The following is a 14,774-nucleotide window of genomic DNA, read 5'->3' on the forward strand; positions in this document are numbered from 1 at the left end:
CCGATATTCAAAATACTGAATATCGGATTTTTTTTATTTTCTCGCTCCAACGGGAATCATAATGTGTGCGTATGGGGTGCCTTTCCACATTACGTATGGGCCACCATAACTTGGGTCGGTTGGTAGAGAGTCCAGCAACGCTTGGTCTGGGGTAATAATCATCAAGTGTGGTCCTTCCATAATCCATTGATTATCGTCCGTCATCCCTTCTGCAAATGGGTCGGTGTTACTGGCACCGCCATCACCCGCTAACATGTAAGAAATACCTAATGCTTTGGCTTGGAAAGGTTTTTTGTTCATCCAAGCGTCTGCCCATTCCATCCAAGGACCATCCATACACATTGGCGCTGTGCCTTCCAATTGAGGAGGTGTTGGGAAGCAAGTGTATTGGCTAGAACCTTCTTGCAGAACATTATTGTTCCAGTCCATCACCGTTACTTTATCGCGAATAGTCGGTGGTGCAGCACTCAGTGCATCTTCTAAAAGTGCTTTTGAATCATCGGCTGCGAATGCGCCAAAAGCGCAGCTGACCGAAACAACAGCAGTTAAATAAGGAGTTAGTTTCATAAATTAAACCTCAAGTTAATACAACATGAGAATTTGAGCACTTTAATTATAGAATGATATTAAAAATAAGAACCATTATTTAAATGGAAAATAATAAGCGATAGGTTTGTTATGTTAATTTAAGTGTTCTTTCATATACAGTTTATCGTCTACTAATACGTGTAGTTTAAAAACATCCGGCTGTTCTGCTTTGAAGCGTTACCAAAAGATGCTAGATAGGTGTTTTTAGTGATATGAGCTGAGTTTATTTGTAATCTATATTTTCAACACCTAATTTCCCTCGTATGGCTAATCGTATAAAAAATATTTCATCTTTATTGTTGCCACGCTAAGGCGTACTTTCTTAAGTATATGATTAGCTATAAAGGTAATGAGAATGGGACTAAAAATCCGTGGTTCTGTTGGTATAAATGGCACTAACTCTAAAAATGATGTTAAAGCAGTTCAACAATTTTTAAATGATAACCAAAAGAGAATAGGGTTTACCCGACTGTTGGTTGTTGATGGCTCGTTAGGGCGGAGCCCTCATTTATCGAAAACAGTAGAGGCAATAAAAGTGTGTCAGCGTAAGCTGCTTTATATGGTAAAGCCAGATGGTCGGATTGATGTAAATGGTAGAACTCATCGTAAGCTCAATGGATTACCAACCTATAGCTCAGTGAAAAATGATCCTCATGATGCTCAAAAACTAGTAACCAAAGTACCTTGGATGAAAACAGCGTTGGGAGAAATTGGACAAAAAGAAGTTTCAGGCACTAAGGCCAATCCAAGGATTTTAGAGTATTTTACAGCATCTAAGTTCTGGGGCATTGATGACTCTGGAGGTCAAAATGCTTGGTGTGGTTCGTTTGCCGCTTGGGTTTTTAAACAACACGGAATCACTCCAGTAAAAGAAGCTTATCGAGCAAAGGAGTGGAAGGGTTTTGGTAAAAACATCTCAGAACCTATACATGGAGCTCTAGGGATTAAATCGAGAAAAGGTGGTGGGCATGTTGCTTTTGTCGTGGGAAAGAGCCCTGATGGTAGGCATTTGTACATGTTAGGAGGAAACCAAAGCAACCAAGTCAATATAGCAAAGTACTCTATTGATGTCTGGGACAAGTTCGTAGTACCGAGTAACTACGATGAAACAAAAGGTACTTTACCTGTATATACAAAAGGCTCTGCCTTAGCAGGAACGGAAAGTTAAATATGAAGAAATTTATAAGTTTGCTAGGCTGTGTAAGCTTATCAGCTTGTGCTTCACAGGGAGTGTACTCTCAGAATGAGGTACTCAAAGATGCGATAGTTCAAACGCCCTATTCTGCAGTGGTGAAAATTACAGGTTTTGAAAAGTTTGCTGAACACGAGGAAGATGTTCTCTTTAAAGTTCAAGCAGAAGTGATTCAGAAACTTCGTGGAGACGTTGGGTCTGAGATTACTTTCAGTATGTATGGCGAGCTAGGAGATGAGCCCAATATACACAATGATCCTGTCATTCTCACACTATGTCGTGATAAAGATACATATTATTGGCCTGGAACAGGGGCTGAGTTTGGGGCTAATCAAGAGAATATATTAAACGCTCAAGAAACAGCTGCTCACTTGGATACAGAGCAGCGCCATTTTGCACATTGTTCAGAATGAAATGGGGGGCGGTTGAAACGAGCGGTTACAGAGCATGTTAGTCGCCATCGTAGATAGCGTCTTTGCTGAATGATTCGTCGAGGTTTTTTGGTCTTTGATTGTCAGAGCCGACTGACAAAACCATACCAACTGTGACAACCAAACCGCTATTAAAGCAGGATATTATTCCTTCAACTTTGTGTTTTAGGAGTAGTCATTAGACTACCCAATAATTGTTGGAATAAATAATGACGAAACGTTGGCTTGTCTCCGCTGTGAGCATTGCGCTGCTCGGCGGTGGTACGTATTTCTATCTCCAATCTGCCGCTCAACCAGAATTGCTGCCTACATTGATTGTGGAAAAAGGCACGATTGAAAAACAAGCGGTGGCTGTTGGTAAAATTGTCCCTGCACACTCCGTGTCTATAAAGTCACAAATCGACGGTATCGTCGGTGAAATTTACGCGAAAGTTGGTGAAAAGGTGAAGCAAGGCCAGCCGCTGATCAAAGTGCGTCCAAACCCAACTCCCCAAGCATTAACGGATGCATCGGCAGAACTCATGCGTAGCGAAGCCGAGCTGGAATCCGCCAAACAAAAACTGTCCAACTTAGAAAGCTTGGTCAAGCAGGACATTATTCCAAGTAATTACGACGAATACGTAAGTGCGCGCTCGGCAGTCAAATCTGCGCAAGCGGACGTATTGCAAAAGCGCCAGAATCTCGAACTCATCCGCAGTGGTGAGGCGTCTATCGGTGATGCGCGTTTAACGTCGACGATCTACGCGCCAATTGATGGCACGGTACTCAACCAGAAAGTTGAGGTCGGAGAGCCGATCATCTCGACTCAATCAAGCCAAGCAGCGACTGAAATGATGTCATTGGCCGACATGAACAGTCTGATTTTTAAAGGTAGCGTCAGTGAGCATGATGCTGCGCAGTTGTCTCCGGGAATGCCCGTTATGTTGACGGTGGCGCCTTATCCTGATGTGGCGATTTCTGGTGTGCTAACCAAAGTGGCGATTCAATCTGAGAACCTTAACTCACCAGAGGGCAATGCTTCGGCAAAAAGTTTTGATAACGGTTTTGAGGTTGAAGTGGGAGAACTCAAGATCCCACAAGATGTGTTGCTTCGTTCTGGTTTTTCATCGACGGCTCAAATCATTCTGAAGAAGTCTGAAAACGTGCTCACTCTACCGGAGCGCGCTCTGCAATTTGATGGTGACGCACCGAATGTTCTGATCCCCGACAGCTCAGAACAAGGGTTTCATAAACAACCGGTGAAACTCGGTCTGTCAGATGGCATCAATGTCGAAGTGCTTGACGGCGTGGAGCTTGATGAAGAGGTTATCGACAACAGCATGATGGGAGCGGCGCATGGTTAAGCTGCAACGATCAAAAATCGCCTTTACATTGTTGGCTGCCACGCTCAGTTTGCCGACCTACGCAATTTCTATTGAACAAGCTTGGCAACAAGCAAAGCAGAACGATCCAAATTACGAAAAAGCGAAAATCGGCGTCCAGCTTGGCGAGGTTGGCGTACAGAGTAGCCGCAGTGCGTTATTACCGGGTTTAAGTGCCAGTGCGTCAGCGGATTGGAATGAGTCCTCAAGCCATTCCAACAGTTACGGCGCTACCTTATCTCAAACTATTTGGGATAGCAGTTTGTGGTCGGAACTGGAGCAAGCGAATGCCAATTATCTCAAAGCACAGTTAGAGCTATCTCAATCGCATAACGAGCTTGCGCAGAAGTTGCTCACCGCTTACCTAGATGTGGCAAGCGCACAGGGCGACCTCAAATTGGCGCAGTCCAAGCTGGAGGAGGGGAAGGAACTTCTCAACATCATTGAGAAACGCTATCGAGCAGGCAAAGTGAAGTCGGTTGATGTTGAAGAGATGCGAGCGAATCAAGTCTCTGAGCAAGCAAGTATCCTCAATGCAAAAGCCGATCTCGAAGTGAAAAAAGCAGAGCTTGCGGCGTTAATTAATCAAATGCCGGAGAGTGTCGACCAAATTCGAACGGATTCTTTAATTCAGCCTCCGATGCTGGTGGACTCTCAGGAGCAATGGCTAAAGCTGGCGAAAGACAGTAGTCCAGAGCTGTTGGTAGCGGCGCAGATGGTGAAAGCGAGCGAGTTCGCGAAAGATTCAGCTAAAGGTGGATACTACCCAACCGTCAAAGGCAGTGTGGGCTACAGCGATGGTGACAATCGTTCAAACGGCGAGTTTAACGCTGGGATTAGTTTGAGTTTGCCGATTGATCTCAATGGTGCAGTGCGAGCGAAAGTGGACGAAGCATCGTTGAACATTTTAAGCGCCAAGCAAGAAATGCGTAGAGTGGAAATTGATATTCAGAAACGAGTTATTCAGCAGTTTACGCAGGTCGATATCAACTGGAATCAAGTTTTGATAGCGAACGAGCTGGTTGAGTCGCGCGCCAGAGTGTTGCAAAGCAAAGAGAAACTTTACGACGCTGGTCTGCTTGAAGTGTCGGAAGTTATCAGTGCACACAACAGCTTGTTTGAGGCGAAAAACAGTCTGCAAACCAACTTGTACAGCTACTGGCGTAAGAGAATCGGCTTACTGCAAACCGCAGGGAAACTCGATGACGATACCATGGCGTTGATCTCTCGAGCTTTTCATTCATGAGCAGTCTATTGCAACAAACTTGGCAAACGTTGATAGCGCATCGCATGAAGAGCGTGCTAGCCATTATCGCGATTGCTTGGGGCGTGATCTCTGTGGTGGTGTTAATCGCACTTGGCGAAGGCTTTTATCGCCATCAGACCCAGTCGTTTTCATTTATGATCAACAATGTGCAAGTGGTGTTTCCGTCGAGTACCAGTAAACCGTGGCAAGGGTTACCTTCAAGACGACAAATTGATATTCCACAAGAAAAAGTCGACATGATCAAACAGTCGGGCTTCGTGCAACAGGCGTCGAGCGTTTACGCCAAATGGGATGCGAATATCACCAATCTCAAAGGACAGAATTTATCGAGTACGGTCAATGGTATTGATACGTCTTACTTTCCTTTAATGCAACGCAAGCTGCAATCCGGTTCGAGAAACCTGTCACCAAGTGATATGGACAACCACACTCGCGTGGCAGTGTTAGGCGATCAAATTGCGCAAATGGGCGGAATCCAAATCGGGGATAGGCTCAAAGTCAACGGCATTCCTTTTTTAGTGATTGGGATAACCGTTGGTGAGGACACTGGCATTTCATTCGGCGATAGCCGCACGGTTTTCATTCCTCAAACAACGTACCGCGATTTGTGGGATGCGAAACCTTGGATGGTATTGATGAAGCCGAGAGACGGGATGGATGCACCGTCGTTTCGACAAAATATCGTGAACTTTTTCGCCAAGCAGCTTCATTTTGACCCAAGTGATAAAGATGCGGTCGAATTACCCGATTTTAGTGAAGGTGCGGCGGTCATCAGTGGAATTTTGCGTGGCATTCAGATTTTTCTCGGAGCGAGCGGCGCGATGACCATGGCGGTCGGTGCGCTTGGCGTTGCCAACATCATGTTTTTATCTGTCACGGAGCGCACGCGTGAAATCGGTGTGCGTTTGGCGATCGGGGCGACTCAAAAATCCATACTCAGTCAGTTTATTCTTGAAGGGCTTATTTTGGTAGCTGTGGGCACGGCATTAGGCCTGATGTTTTCGTATGCCGTGGTGTCTGTCCTAAGCAGCATGGCATTACCGGAATGGATTGGTTTACCTGTGATCACGCCAGATTCCATTGCTTGGTCTTTACTTGTGACGCTTATCTTGGCATTGATGGCATCGTATTTCCCAGCAAGGCGAGCATCGCGTCTCACGCCAGTCATTGCTTTGAGTGCGAGGGCCTAGTCATGTTGTTACCGATGAGACAAATTTTCCAAGAAATGGCTGCAGAAAAGCTGAGATTGGGTTTGACCATTCTGGCTGTAGCGTGGGCGACCCTCTGTATCGCTGCTATGTTGGCGGTAGGTGAGGGCATTCGTCAGGGGGTATTGAAAACCGCACAAAATGGTAACGGCAACTTGATCTATTTGACCGGAGGGATGGCCACCGTCGACCACGGTGCTTTTCACCAAGGTAAGTTTCTGACGTTAAAAATGGACGATTCAGAGATCGTTCGAGCATTACCCGATGTAAAAAGCGTTGCGCCAACTGCGAAGTGGAAAGAGCGCATCACCGTTGGTGACAGAAGCTCATGGCAAGAGCCGTTAGCAGTCACGAGCGAGTTTCAATCCATGACCAATTTGGTGCCGATGGCGGGGGGACGATGGTTAAATCCACTCGATCAAAAAGAGACGCGCAAAGTCGTTGTACTGGGTTATGAACTGGCAGCCGACTTATTCAACCCGAATGAGGACTTTAGTTGGTTTGCGACAGTCACATTGCAAGTCAACCCTGTGGGGAAAAAGGTAAAAATCGGCAATGAGGAGTTCACCGTTGTGGGCGTATTGGAGAAAAACAGCGCCCAAATAGAACTGGGGGATCTTATCAACTATTCCAGCTTTGTGCCGTTAGCGACGTGGAAGCGATTTCATGTCAACGGTGAAATTGGTGGCATCAATGTGCAGCCACAAGCGGATGTAGACCGAGAAGCCTTAGCAAAGACGATCAGGCAAGTGATTGCCCGTAAACACGGGGCAAGTGTCAGTGATGAACAGGTCGTCCAAGTCGATGATATGTTCCTTAAGCAAAAGAGTATGCAGCAATTTCTGATAGGTTTGCAGAGTTTTCTTGGCATTATCGGCTTCGTTACGTTAGCTGTTGCTGGCGTTGGCATTGCCAATGTGATGTATGCCACCGTAAAGCGATCTACGCGTGATATCGGTGTGCGCATGGCAGTCGGTGCAACCCCAACAGCAATTCGCATGCACTATTTAGTGCAGTCTTTATTGACAATGATGATGGGGGGCGCGCTTGGGTTAGCCGTGACGTACGCGCTGGTGTCTGCCATCAGTTCCATTCCTTTAGAGGGCAGTACCTTTTATGAACAATTGGGTAAACCTGTCCCTGAGTTGTCGTGGGTCGTTGTCGCGATTGTCATCCTCACCTTAGTGATCATTGGTGTGGCATCTGCATGGTTACCTGCAAACCGAGCCGCAAAAGTCAGTCCGTTGGAGGCGCTACAAAGTGAATAACAACAATAACTCTGGAGAGAACATGTCGAACAAGCCGCTTGTTGAGCTGACCAACATCTGTAAATACTACTCTAGTGGGGAGGCGGAAGTTCGCGCGTTAGACGGCGTTGACTTAACCATTAATCAAGGCGAGTTTCTTTCGATTCTTGGCCCGTCCGGTTCGGGTAAATCAACGTTGATGAACATGCTCGGCTGTTTAGATAAGCCCACTGATGGCGAGTACCAACTTGGCGGCCAAAACGTCGCAAGTTTAAGTGCGAATGAGCTGGCTGGCATTCGTAACCAGAAGATCGGATTTGTCTTCCAAAGCTTTAACTTATTGGAATACGCGACGGCGCTTGATAACGTGGCACTGCCGTTGGTTTACTCTGGCATCAAAGCCAAAGAACGTCGCCAGCGCGCAGCTAAATTGCTAGAGCAAGTCGGGCTAGGGGATCGTTTAGATCATAAACCAAACCAGCTTTCTGGTGGTCAAAAGCAAAGAGTTGCGATTGCAAGAGCCTTGGTCAACGATCCGCAAATCATCTTAGCGGATGAACCAACGGGTGCATTGGATTCAAAATCCGGCGCAGAGATTGAAGCCTTGTTCAATCAACTTCACGCTGAAGGCAGAACCTTGATCATCGTGACGCACGATAACGCCCTAGCAGAGCGCACCAAACGCATCATCACCATCAAAGATGGCAAGGTGATTTCGGATAGGGATCCGGAGGGAAGATAAATGAATTTTTCTTGATTGAGACTGGAGTTACTTTAAGGAAGATAGCCATGGAATAGGAGAAGCTATCTTCCTTTATTTTTATTCGCGATGTTCGCCTTGTCTCTCTTTTATCAAGTCATGCTTTTGTTCTTTAAGTAGAGTGATTGCGAGCTTAGTGTCCTCAATCAATTTACTGCTATCGTTGAGATCTTTGCTCTTCAAAGGCAAAACCAGATAATGAATGCTGCCATCCTCATTCTGTACTCCGGTAGCAATGATGACATCACCTTCAGACGCCGTACCAAAATACTCTGAAACCACTTTGGTTTCGCTGACACCGTAGCTATCCAAATAGGATGACTCCGTGTTGTCAAACAAGATAGGAACCCCTTGCTTCGCTAATGTTCGTAATTGTTTTTGCTTTTGCTCGTCGAATGGATAGTCGGTTGTACTGATATAACTTACCTGTTCAGCTTCAATAAAATCGTACAGTTCATTGCTCAATTCATTTAATGGGGCAGATATCCAAGGTGTAGCTGTAATGAAGTCGGAAGTAGCGTCATTGTCATTCTGTGGTGTTGGAACGGTAACCACCTCTTGAGCAGCATCGCTCTCAGGAGGCGTTACACTTTTTGTCTCAGTTTTCTCTGTCTTGATTTGCTCGTCAAAGCTTGCAACAGAATCGCTCTGGGAATTCTTGTTATTTGAATTAATTAGAAATATGGCGAGTACTGCACCAAGTGCTAGCGCCGATCCAGTCAAGAGTTTTTTATTACTTGTCATGTCTTACCGTTTATTTCATTAGTAAATACGGCGGCCACTTATTCACTCCGTGGCCGCAGGCTAATAAGTTAGTGGTAGAGCGCGTCATTCCAAGAGATAGTTACGGCTCGGCTAGTCTCTGTCCATTGACTGCTATCACGATTTTTCTTCCAGGTATTTTCTGGGGTGGTATACCAGCTACACCAGTCACGACCAAAGTAGTAATTGGTTTTTCGCCAACCTGCAACCAGCTTGACTTCTGATGTATCTAGGCCATCTTGAATATCATTTTTTCGATATACAACACCGACTTGCGGTTTAAAGTCAGAGCGCATCACGACAGGTAATTCGCTATAGTCAATTAAGTTGCCCATGTCACAGCTGGTCCAACGGTACAATAACCAGTCTTTAGGTGGAGTATTGTGGCGGATAGTCTGGTTTTCGATAAGCCAATTAATGCTCTCATTGGTCTGATCAAAATCAGCCACCGTCTGAAATTCTGGTTGATCGTAAGTTACGCGGTTGCTCCAGGAGATACCACCGCTAATATTTGGAGAATCAGAAGCACTGAAGCCAAGATTAAAGTCCAAAGACTCACTGACAGATGCTGTTGCAATAGTGTTTTCTGGAGCATGGCTCATATGACGTAAAGGGGCACCATTTAAATAACTCAGTGCCAGTTTAAAGGCTGTTGGGATTGTGTAACGGTAGTCTCCACCGGTGGCAAAACCATAGATCTGCTCTTTATTCGGTACATTAGTCATGTCGAAACCAGAGCCTCCGTTTAGAAGCAACTTGGCTTCCTTAGCTCCATTCGGCAGCAAAGATTGGTTCCAGACATTTTCTAATGAGTAAATTAAGCGGATTTTCTTCGAGCGTGCATCGCTATCATCGAGCTGTAGCAAGGTCGAAGTGTAAGCTTTTAATGTATCTTCAGCATGTGCTGGAGCTAGAGAACCAAGTAATGCGAGCGCGATAATACTCGCGGAAAGATGCTGTTTTTCCATTGTTGTTTCCTATTAGTCAGCCCATAAAGGTTATTATTAGGTTTTAACAATAACTCTATGGGTGTTTTATAATTATGGACTGGTTATTAATTGGTGCTCAATAATTGAGCGGTGAAATATTGCATCTTGTTTTTTAATAAAAAAAGGAAAAGTATAGATTCGTGGGATTAATGTCTCATAGTTTTTAAATTCACTACTCAACTATAATAAATAAGAATTCGGTTATTAAGTCTTGCCTTTTTAAGTTGTTACTTAATTTTTATTTTCTAATATTATGTTTAAATTTCCTTATTGACAGAAGTGAAATTTACAAGTGTTAACCATGTTATTGTTGAGGTTTTTGTTATGCCAAACTAAGTAAAGTGTCGTTATGTGGTCATTACAGCTTCCTGAATTTAATTTAAATTAAAACAGTGGTTTATGTTTATTTTATTATTGGTTGTTTCGAGCTTAATGTAATAGTTGGGTGACAAAGTTCGTCAATGAAGTTGTCATATTCGTGTATGAGGTTATATGTGCTTTTACAACAGAAAAATGAAACCTTACGTTTGAGATGGTAATTATAGGAAAAGAAAGAAATAAGATAATTAAATAATAATATTTCCGAAAATATTAAATGTAAGGTGCTTCTGATTAAACGAATGCTTGAATAAATGATTGAATGTGAAAAGTGCTATTTAAGCTACGCTGTCCTATATTCCAGGTAGCGTCTCGTTTATACAATGCGTTTTCTAGGCTTAAAACTGGTTTACGTACTGTTAATCCCTTATCAGTTTCTTAATTACACATATTGGCAATATGCTCGCCAAGTTACGTGTATTGGTGTCAATGAAAAACAGTATCTACGATAGTTCCCTCTGGGTTGGAACTCCCACTATGAATTTCTTTCATGTTCAATGTGAAGCAATACCAATATTACTCAACTCGTGAAGCAAGTATAAAAAAAGGACTGCTCTGGTGTTAGGCACTGCGACCGTCATTTTTAGAACGAACTGTTCGTCGTAAGTGCTGTTGAACCTAACGATTGGGAAAACCAAAAAACAAAAATGTCCCCATGCACAGAGTTAGGAAAAGTCTGCTTTATCTAAGGAAATAGGATACCAACTCACGATGAATAACGATTTCACATTTGCTATCAAAAGCATTCGCTTTGATGAGAATTACCAACCATCAGACAACACGCGAATCACTACCAACTTTGCTAATCTGGCTCGCGGAAACTACCGCCGAGAGAATCTGCGCAATGCACTCCGAATGATCGACAATCGTTTTAATGCCTTGGCATATTGGGATAACGCGCAAGGTGACCGCTACTCCGTTGAGCTTGAAATCATCTCCGTTGATATGGATATCCAAGGCAGTGGCGAAGCCTTCCCATCAATTGAAGTGCTCAAAACCAACATTGTTGACCACAACACCAACGAGCGCATCGAAGGCATTGTAGGCAACAACTTTTCTTCATATGTGCGTGATTACGACTTTAGCGTTTTGCTGTTGGACCACAACAAAAACCAGCCACGTTTCAGCATCCCAGCTAACTTCGGTGATTTGCATGGCAAACTGTTCAAAGCTTTCGTTAATTCTGAGTCTTATAAGCAGCATTTCAAAAAGCTGCCTGTGATTTGTTTGAGCGTATCGGACAACAAAGTATACCGACGCACCGAAAATCAACATCCTGTTTTGGGCTTTGAATATCAGCCGAACGAATCTTCGTTGACGGAGCAGTACTTCAAGAAGATGGGCTTACAGGTGCGCTACTTTATGCCGCCAAACAGCGTTGCACCGTTGGCATTCTACTTCTTCGGTGACTTGTTGAACGACTATTCAAACCTAGAGCTTATCAGCACGATAAGCACGATGGAGACATTCCAGAAGATTTACCGACCAGAAATTTATAATGCCAATGCGGTTGCCGGTAATTGCTACCAGCCAAACCTAAAAAACCTAGACCACTCGCTAACTCAAATCGTTTACGACCGAGAAGAGCGCAGCCAACTGGCGATTGAACAAGGGAAATTTGCCGAGGAGCATTTCATCAAACCTTATCAATCTGTGCTTGAACAATGGTCTGCAAGCTACGCGTAATCGATAACGAGAATCTAGAAAGGAATGACGATGAAAACACTATTACCGACTTCAACGGCTGGCAGCTTACCGAAACCTTCTTGGCTAGCGGAACCAGAAAAACTTTGGTCACCGTGGAAACTGCAAGGTGAAGAACTTATTGATGGCAAACGCGATGCGCTACGTGTCGCTTTGCAAGAGCAAGAACTGGCAGGCGTTGATATCGTCAGTGATGGCGAGCAAACTCGCCAACATTTTGTGACGACCTTTATTGAGCATTTAAGCGGCGTAGATTTTGAAAACCGTAAAACGGTGACCATTCGCAACCGCTATGAAGCAAGTGTGCCGACGGTGGTTGGCCCAGTAAGCCGCACAAAGCCCGTGTTTGTTGAAGATGCAAAGTTCTTGCGTCAGCAAACTAAGCAACCTATCAAGTGGGCGCTGCCAGGCCCTATGACGATGATCGACACGCTTTATGATGATCATTACGGTAGCCGTGAAAAGCTGGCTTGGGAATTTGCGAAGCTCCTCAATCAAGAAGCGAAAGGGCTTGAAGCGGCGGGGGTCGACATCATTCAGTTTGATGAGCCTGCGTTCAATGTGTTCTTCGATGATGTGAACGAGTGGGGCATTGCATGTTTAGAGCGTGCGATTGAAGGGCTGAAATGCGAAACGGCGGTGCACATCTGCTATGGTTACGGCATCAAAGCGAACACGGATTGGAAGCAAACGCTAGGCACTGAATGGCGACAGTACGAAGAAGTATTCCCTAAATTGCAGCAATCGAATATCGATATTATCTCGCTCGAATGTCATAACTCACGAGTGCCTATTGAGTTGCTTGAGTTGATTCGCGGTAAGAAAGTGATGGTTGGTGCGATTGACGTTGCAACCAACGAAATTGAAACGCCAGAAGAAGTGGCGAACACACTGCGAGAGGCATTGAAATACGTTGATGCCGACAAGCTTTACCCATGTACCAACTGCGGTATGGCGCCTTTGTCTCGTGAAGTATCGACCGCTAAGCTCAATGCGCTAAGTGCGGGTGCGGAGATCATTCGTAAAGAGTTGGTGGGGTGATATTAAGACTTGGGCTCGACACCATAAACTAAAGTTAGGGTCATTCCAGCGAGTTTAAACGAGACTAGGAATCTGATTGCAGCTCGCTGGGAAATGGCGAGGCTTTCGCACTTCAAAGCACTCGGTGGGTAGATCCTGAATCACGCTCGTTCCTCGCTGTTCAGGATGACGGTTGTTGAGATATACGTTACTCATGTACACAACTATTTGGTTTGTATCCAAAGTTGGGTCATTCCAGCGAGTCTAAACGAGACTAGGAATCTACTAACAACTCACTGGAAAATAGCGATAACCTTAGAACTTCACAGCACTCGGTGGGTAGCTCCTGAATCACCTCGTCCCTCGTTGTTCAGGATGACGGATGTTGGGAGATACGTTACTCACATACCCAATTATTTGGTTTGTATCCAAGATTGGGTCATTCCAGCGAGTCTAAACGAGACTAGGAATCTGATTACAACTCACTGGAAAATGGCTATAACCTTAGAACTTCACAGCACTCGGTGGGTAGATCCTGAATCACCTCGTCCCTCGTTGTTCAGTATGACGGTTGTTAAGAGATACGTTACTCACGTACCCAACTATTTGGCTTGTATTCAAAGTTGGGTCATTCCAGCGAGTCTAGACGAGACTAGGAATCTGCTAACAACTCGCTGGGAGATGGCGATAAGCTAGGAACTTCAAAGCTCTCGGTGGGTAGATCCTGAATCACGCTCGTTCCTCGATGTTTAGGATGACCGTTTTAAATAAAAATGCCGCTCGCAGTAACTCGCAGTAAAGTGAGCGGCATAGTTTGTTTTCCGTTTTCAGCCCTCGGCCAAGGCTTAATTCAACTCCACATTCCTCATCTCAGGATGCTTTAGCAACATCACACGAATCCAGTGATGCACTACCCACATCACCATCGCGGTGAGCAGAACCGCGACGAAAATCGAGCTGAAACGGTACAAGATCGAAAAGAACGCGTCTTTTTGTTCTGGCACCAATGAGGTCGTCAGCGGAACCGATAGGGCAGACATGGCAGAAAACGCGATAGCCGCTTTAATTTGCCCTTTGGTGAGCCACAAGCAGAATGGCCCCATCGCAATGGTAAAGGCGAGCCAAAAGAGTAGCCCATGCCCATACCAACTGCCCAATATGAGCTGAACAGCCATCCCTGCGATGCAGCCTAGTGCGGTGCCGATGATGCGAATTTTTGCCATGGCGAGCGAGCCCGCTAAAGTCATTGGGGTTAGGATGATCAAAATGGAAGCTTGTGCGGATAGCGAGTCATATAAGTCTGCTACTTGGAATACGATAAATGCCGCCATCGCCACTACCCAACCCATGGCAACTTGGCTGATGTAGTCAATATCGCTTTTCACTGGGGTCGACATCTCAATGTGCTCGGCGGAGGATTTTGGCTCAGGGAACAACCAATACGCGAATGCGCAAACAAAAATATTGCTGAACGCCATCACCCACATGTTGACGTTGAACTCTTCAATATCCATGAAGTTATAGCTGGCAAAGTTCAACACAATTGATCCCACCAACAACCCCATGTAACCAAACAAATAGGTTTTCTGGTTCATCATTGCAATGCACTTAAACAGCATCATGATTCCAACGGCTACGGTCATTAATGTTGGATGAAACTGCAAGTATTCCAGTAAAAATGTGGCTTGTATGGTTGTCCACACCGCAGAGAAAAACACGATCAATAAAGCCGCTAGGTTAAAGTGGTCCATTCTGCCCAAAATAAACAGCGGCATCATGATGGCAAAAAATCCGTAAGACCAACCGAAGATCATGCTTAGCGCGAGCCCTAAAGAGCAGCCGAACCAAATTCGTAAGGTTTTCATTG

The 14,774-nt window shown here is 44.9% G+C and carries 13 protein-coding genes; 9 read left to right on the forward strand and 4 right to left on the reverse strand.

Features of this window, described 5'->3' with window-relative positions; genetic code table 11:
* Positions 1-33: 33 nt before the first annotated feature.
* Positions 34-567 carry a hypothetical protein gene (locus ACZ5ZC_RS22640; RefSeq protein ID WP_054867681.1) on the reverse strand — a complete coding sequence of 178 codons (534 nt, stop codon included), beginning with the start codon at positions 565-567 and terminating at the stop codon, positions 34-36.
* A gap of 376 nt (positions 568-943) precedes the next feature.
* Here ACZ5ZC_RS22640 and ACZ5ZC_RS22645 point away from each other — a divergent pair, with 376 nt between their 5' ends.
* From ACZ5ZC_RS22645 to ACZ5ZC_RS22675, 7 genes are all read left to right on the forward strand, one after another.
* On the forward strand, positions 944-1,756 hold the full coding sequence (locus tag ACZ5ZC_RS22645) for a TIGR02594 family protein (protein WP_268979260.1): 813 nt from the start codon (positions 944-946) through the stop codon (positions 1,754-1,756).
* A 2-nt stretch (positions 1,757-1,758) separates the two neighbouring features.
* Entirely contained in the window at positions 1,759-2,193 is a 435-nt protein-coding gene (locus ACZ5ZC_RS22650; protein ID WP_052708172.1) for a hypothetical protein, read from the forward strand.
* 227 nt (positions 2,194-2,420) lie between these two features.
* Complete coding sequence (locus tag ACZ5ZC_RS22655) at positions 2,421-3,554, forward strand: efflux RND transporter periplasmic adaptor subunit (RefSeq protein ID WP_047010019.1); 1,134 nt, start codon at positions 2,421-2,423, stop codon at positions 3,552-3,554.
* Positions 3,547-4,818 carry a TolC family protein gene (locus ACZ5ZC_RS22660; protein ID WP_464932309.1) on the forward strand — a complete coding sequence of 424 codons (1,272 nt, stop codon included), beginning with the start codon at positions 3,547-3,549 and terminating at the stop codon, positions 4,816-4,818. Before ACZ5ZC_RS22655 ends, ACZ5ZC_RS22660 begins: the two co-directional genes overlap by 8 nt.
* A complete protein-coding gene (locus tag ACZ5ZC_RS22665; RefSeq protein WP_464932310.1) occupies positions 4,815-6,029 on the forward strand; it encodes an ABC transporter permease in 1,215 nt (404 codons plus the stop codon). Before ACZ5ZC_RS22660 ends, ACZ5ZC_RS22665 begins: the two co-directional genes overlap by 4 nt.
* A gap of 2 nt (positions 6,030-6,031) precedes the next feature.
* On the forward strand, positions 6,032-7,315 hold the full coding sequence (locus ACZ5ZC_RS22670) for an ABC transporter permease (RefSeq protein ID WP_464932311.1): 1,284 nt from the start codon (positions 6,032-6,034) through the stop codon (positions 7,313-7,315).
* A 22-nt stretch (positions 7,316-7,337) separates the two neighbouring features.
* Positions 7,338-8,036 (forward strand): ABC transporter ATP-binding protein, encoded by a 699-nt coding sequence (locus tag ACZ5ZC_RS22675; RefSeq protein WP_114323338.1) that lies wholly within the window; start codon positions 7,338-7,340, stop codon positions 8,034-8,036.
* A 78-nt stretch (positions 8,037-8,114) separates the two neighbouring features.
* On the opposite strand, the gene ACZ5ZC_RS22680 is transcribed toward ACZ5ZC_RS22675, so the two are convergent.
* Complete coding sequence (locus tag ACZ5ZC_RS22680; RefSeq protein WP_464932312.1) at positions 8,115-8,798, reverse strand: topoisomerase I; 684 nt, start codon at positions 8,796-8,798, stop codon at positions 8,115-8,117.
* Between the two features lie 68 nt (positions 8,799-8,866).
* Positions 8,867-9,784 (reverse strand): leukocidin family pore-forming toxin, encoded by a 918-nt coding sequence (locus ACZ5ZC_RS22685; protein WP_053809756.1) that lies wholly within the window; start codon positions 9,782-9,784, stop codon positions 8,867-8,869.
* 1,110 nt (positions 9,785-10,894) lie between these two features.
* On the opposite strand from ACZ5ZC_RS22685, the gene ACZ5ZC_RS22690 reads away from it, so the two are divergent.
* Positions 10,895-11,869 carry a DUF1852 domain-containing protein gene (locus ACZ5ZC_RS22690; RefSeq protein WP_164666455.1) on the forward strand — a complete coding sequence of 325 codons (975 nt, stop codon included), beginning with the start codon at positions 10,895-10,897 and terminating at the stop codon, positions 11,867-11,869.
* 30 nt (positions 11,870-11,899) lie between these two features.
* The gene (locus tag ACZ5ZC_RS22695) at positions 11,900-12,928 is read left to right on the forward strand and encodes a methionine synthase (protein ID WP_164666456.1); all 1,029 of its coding nucleotides are present in this window, start codon (positions 11,900-11,902) and stop codon (positions 12,926-12,928) included.
* Between the two features lie 824 nt (positions 12,929-13,752).
* Here ACZ5ZC_RS22695 and ACZ5ZC_RS22700 read toward each other — a convergent pair.
* Complete coding sequence (locus tag ACZ5ZC_RS22700) at positions 13,753-14,772, reverse strand: DUF2955 domain-containing protein (protein ID WP_074191557.1); 1,020 nt, start codon at positions 14,770-14,772, stop codon at positions 13,753-13,755.
* Between the last annotated feature and the right edge of the window lie 2 nt (positions 14,773-14,774).

The sequence above is a fragment of the Vibrio sp. JCM 18905 genome, assembly GCF_055393305.1.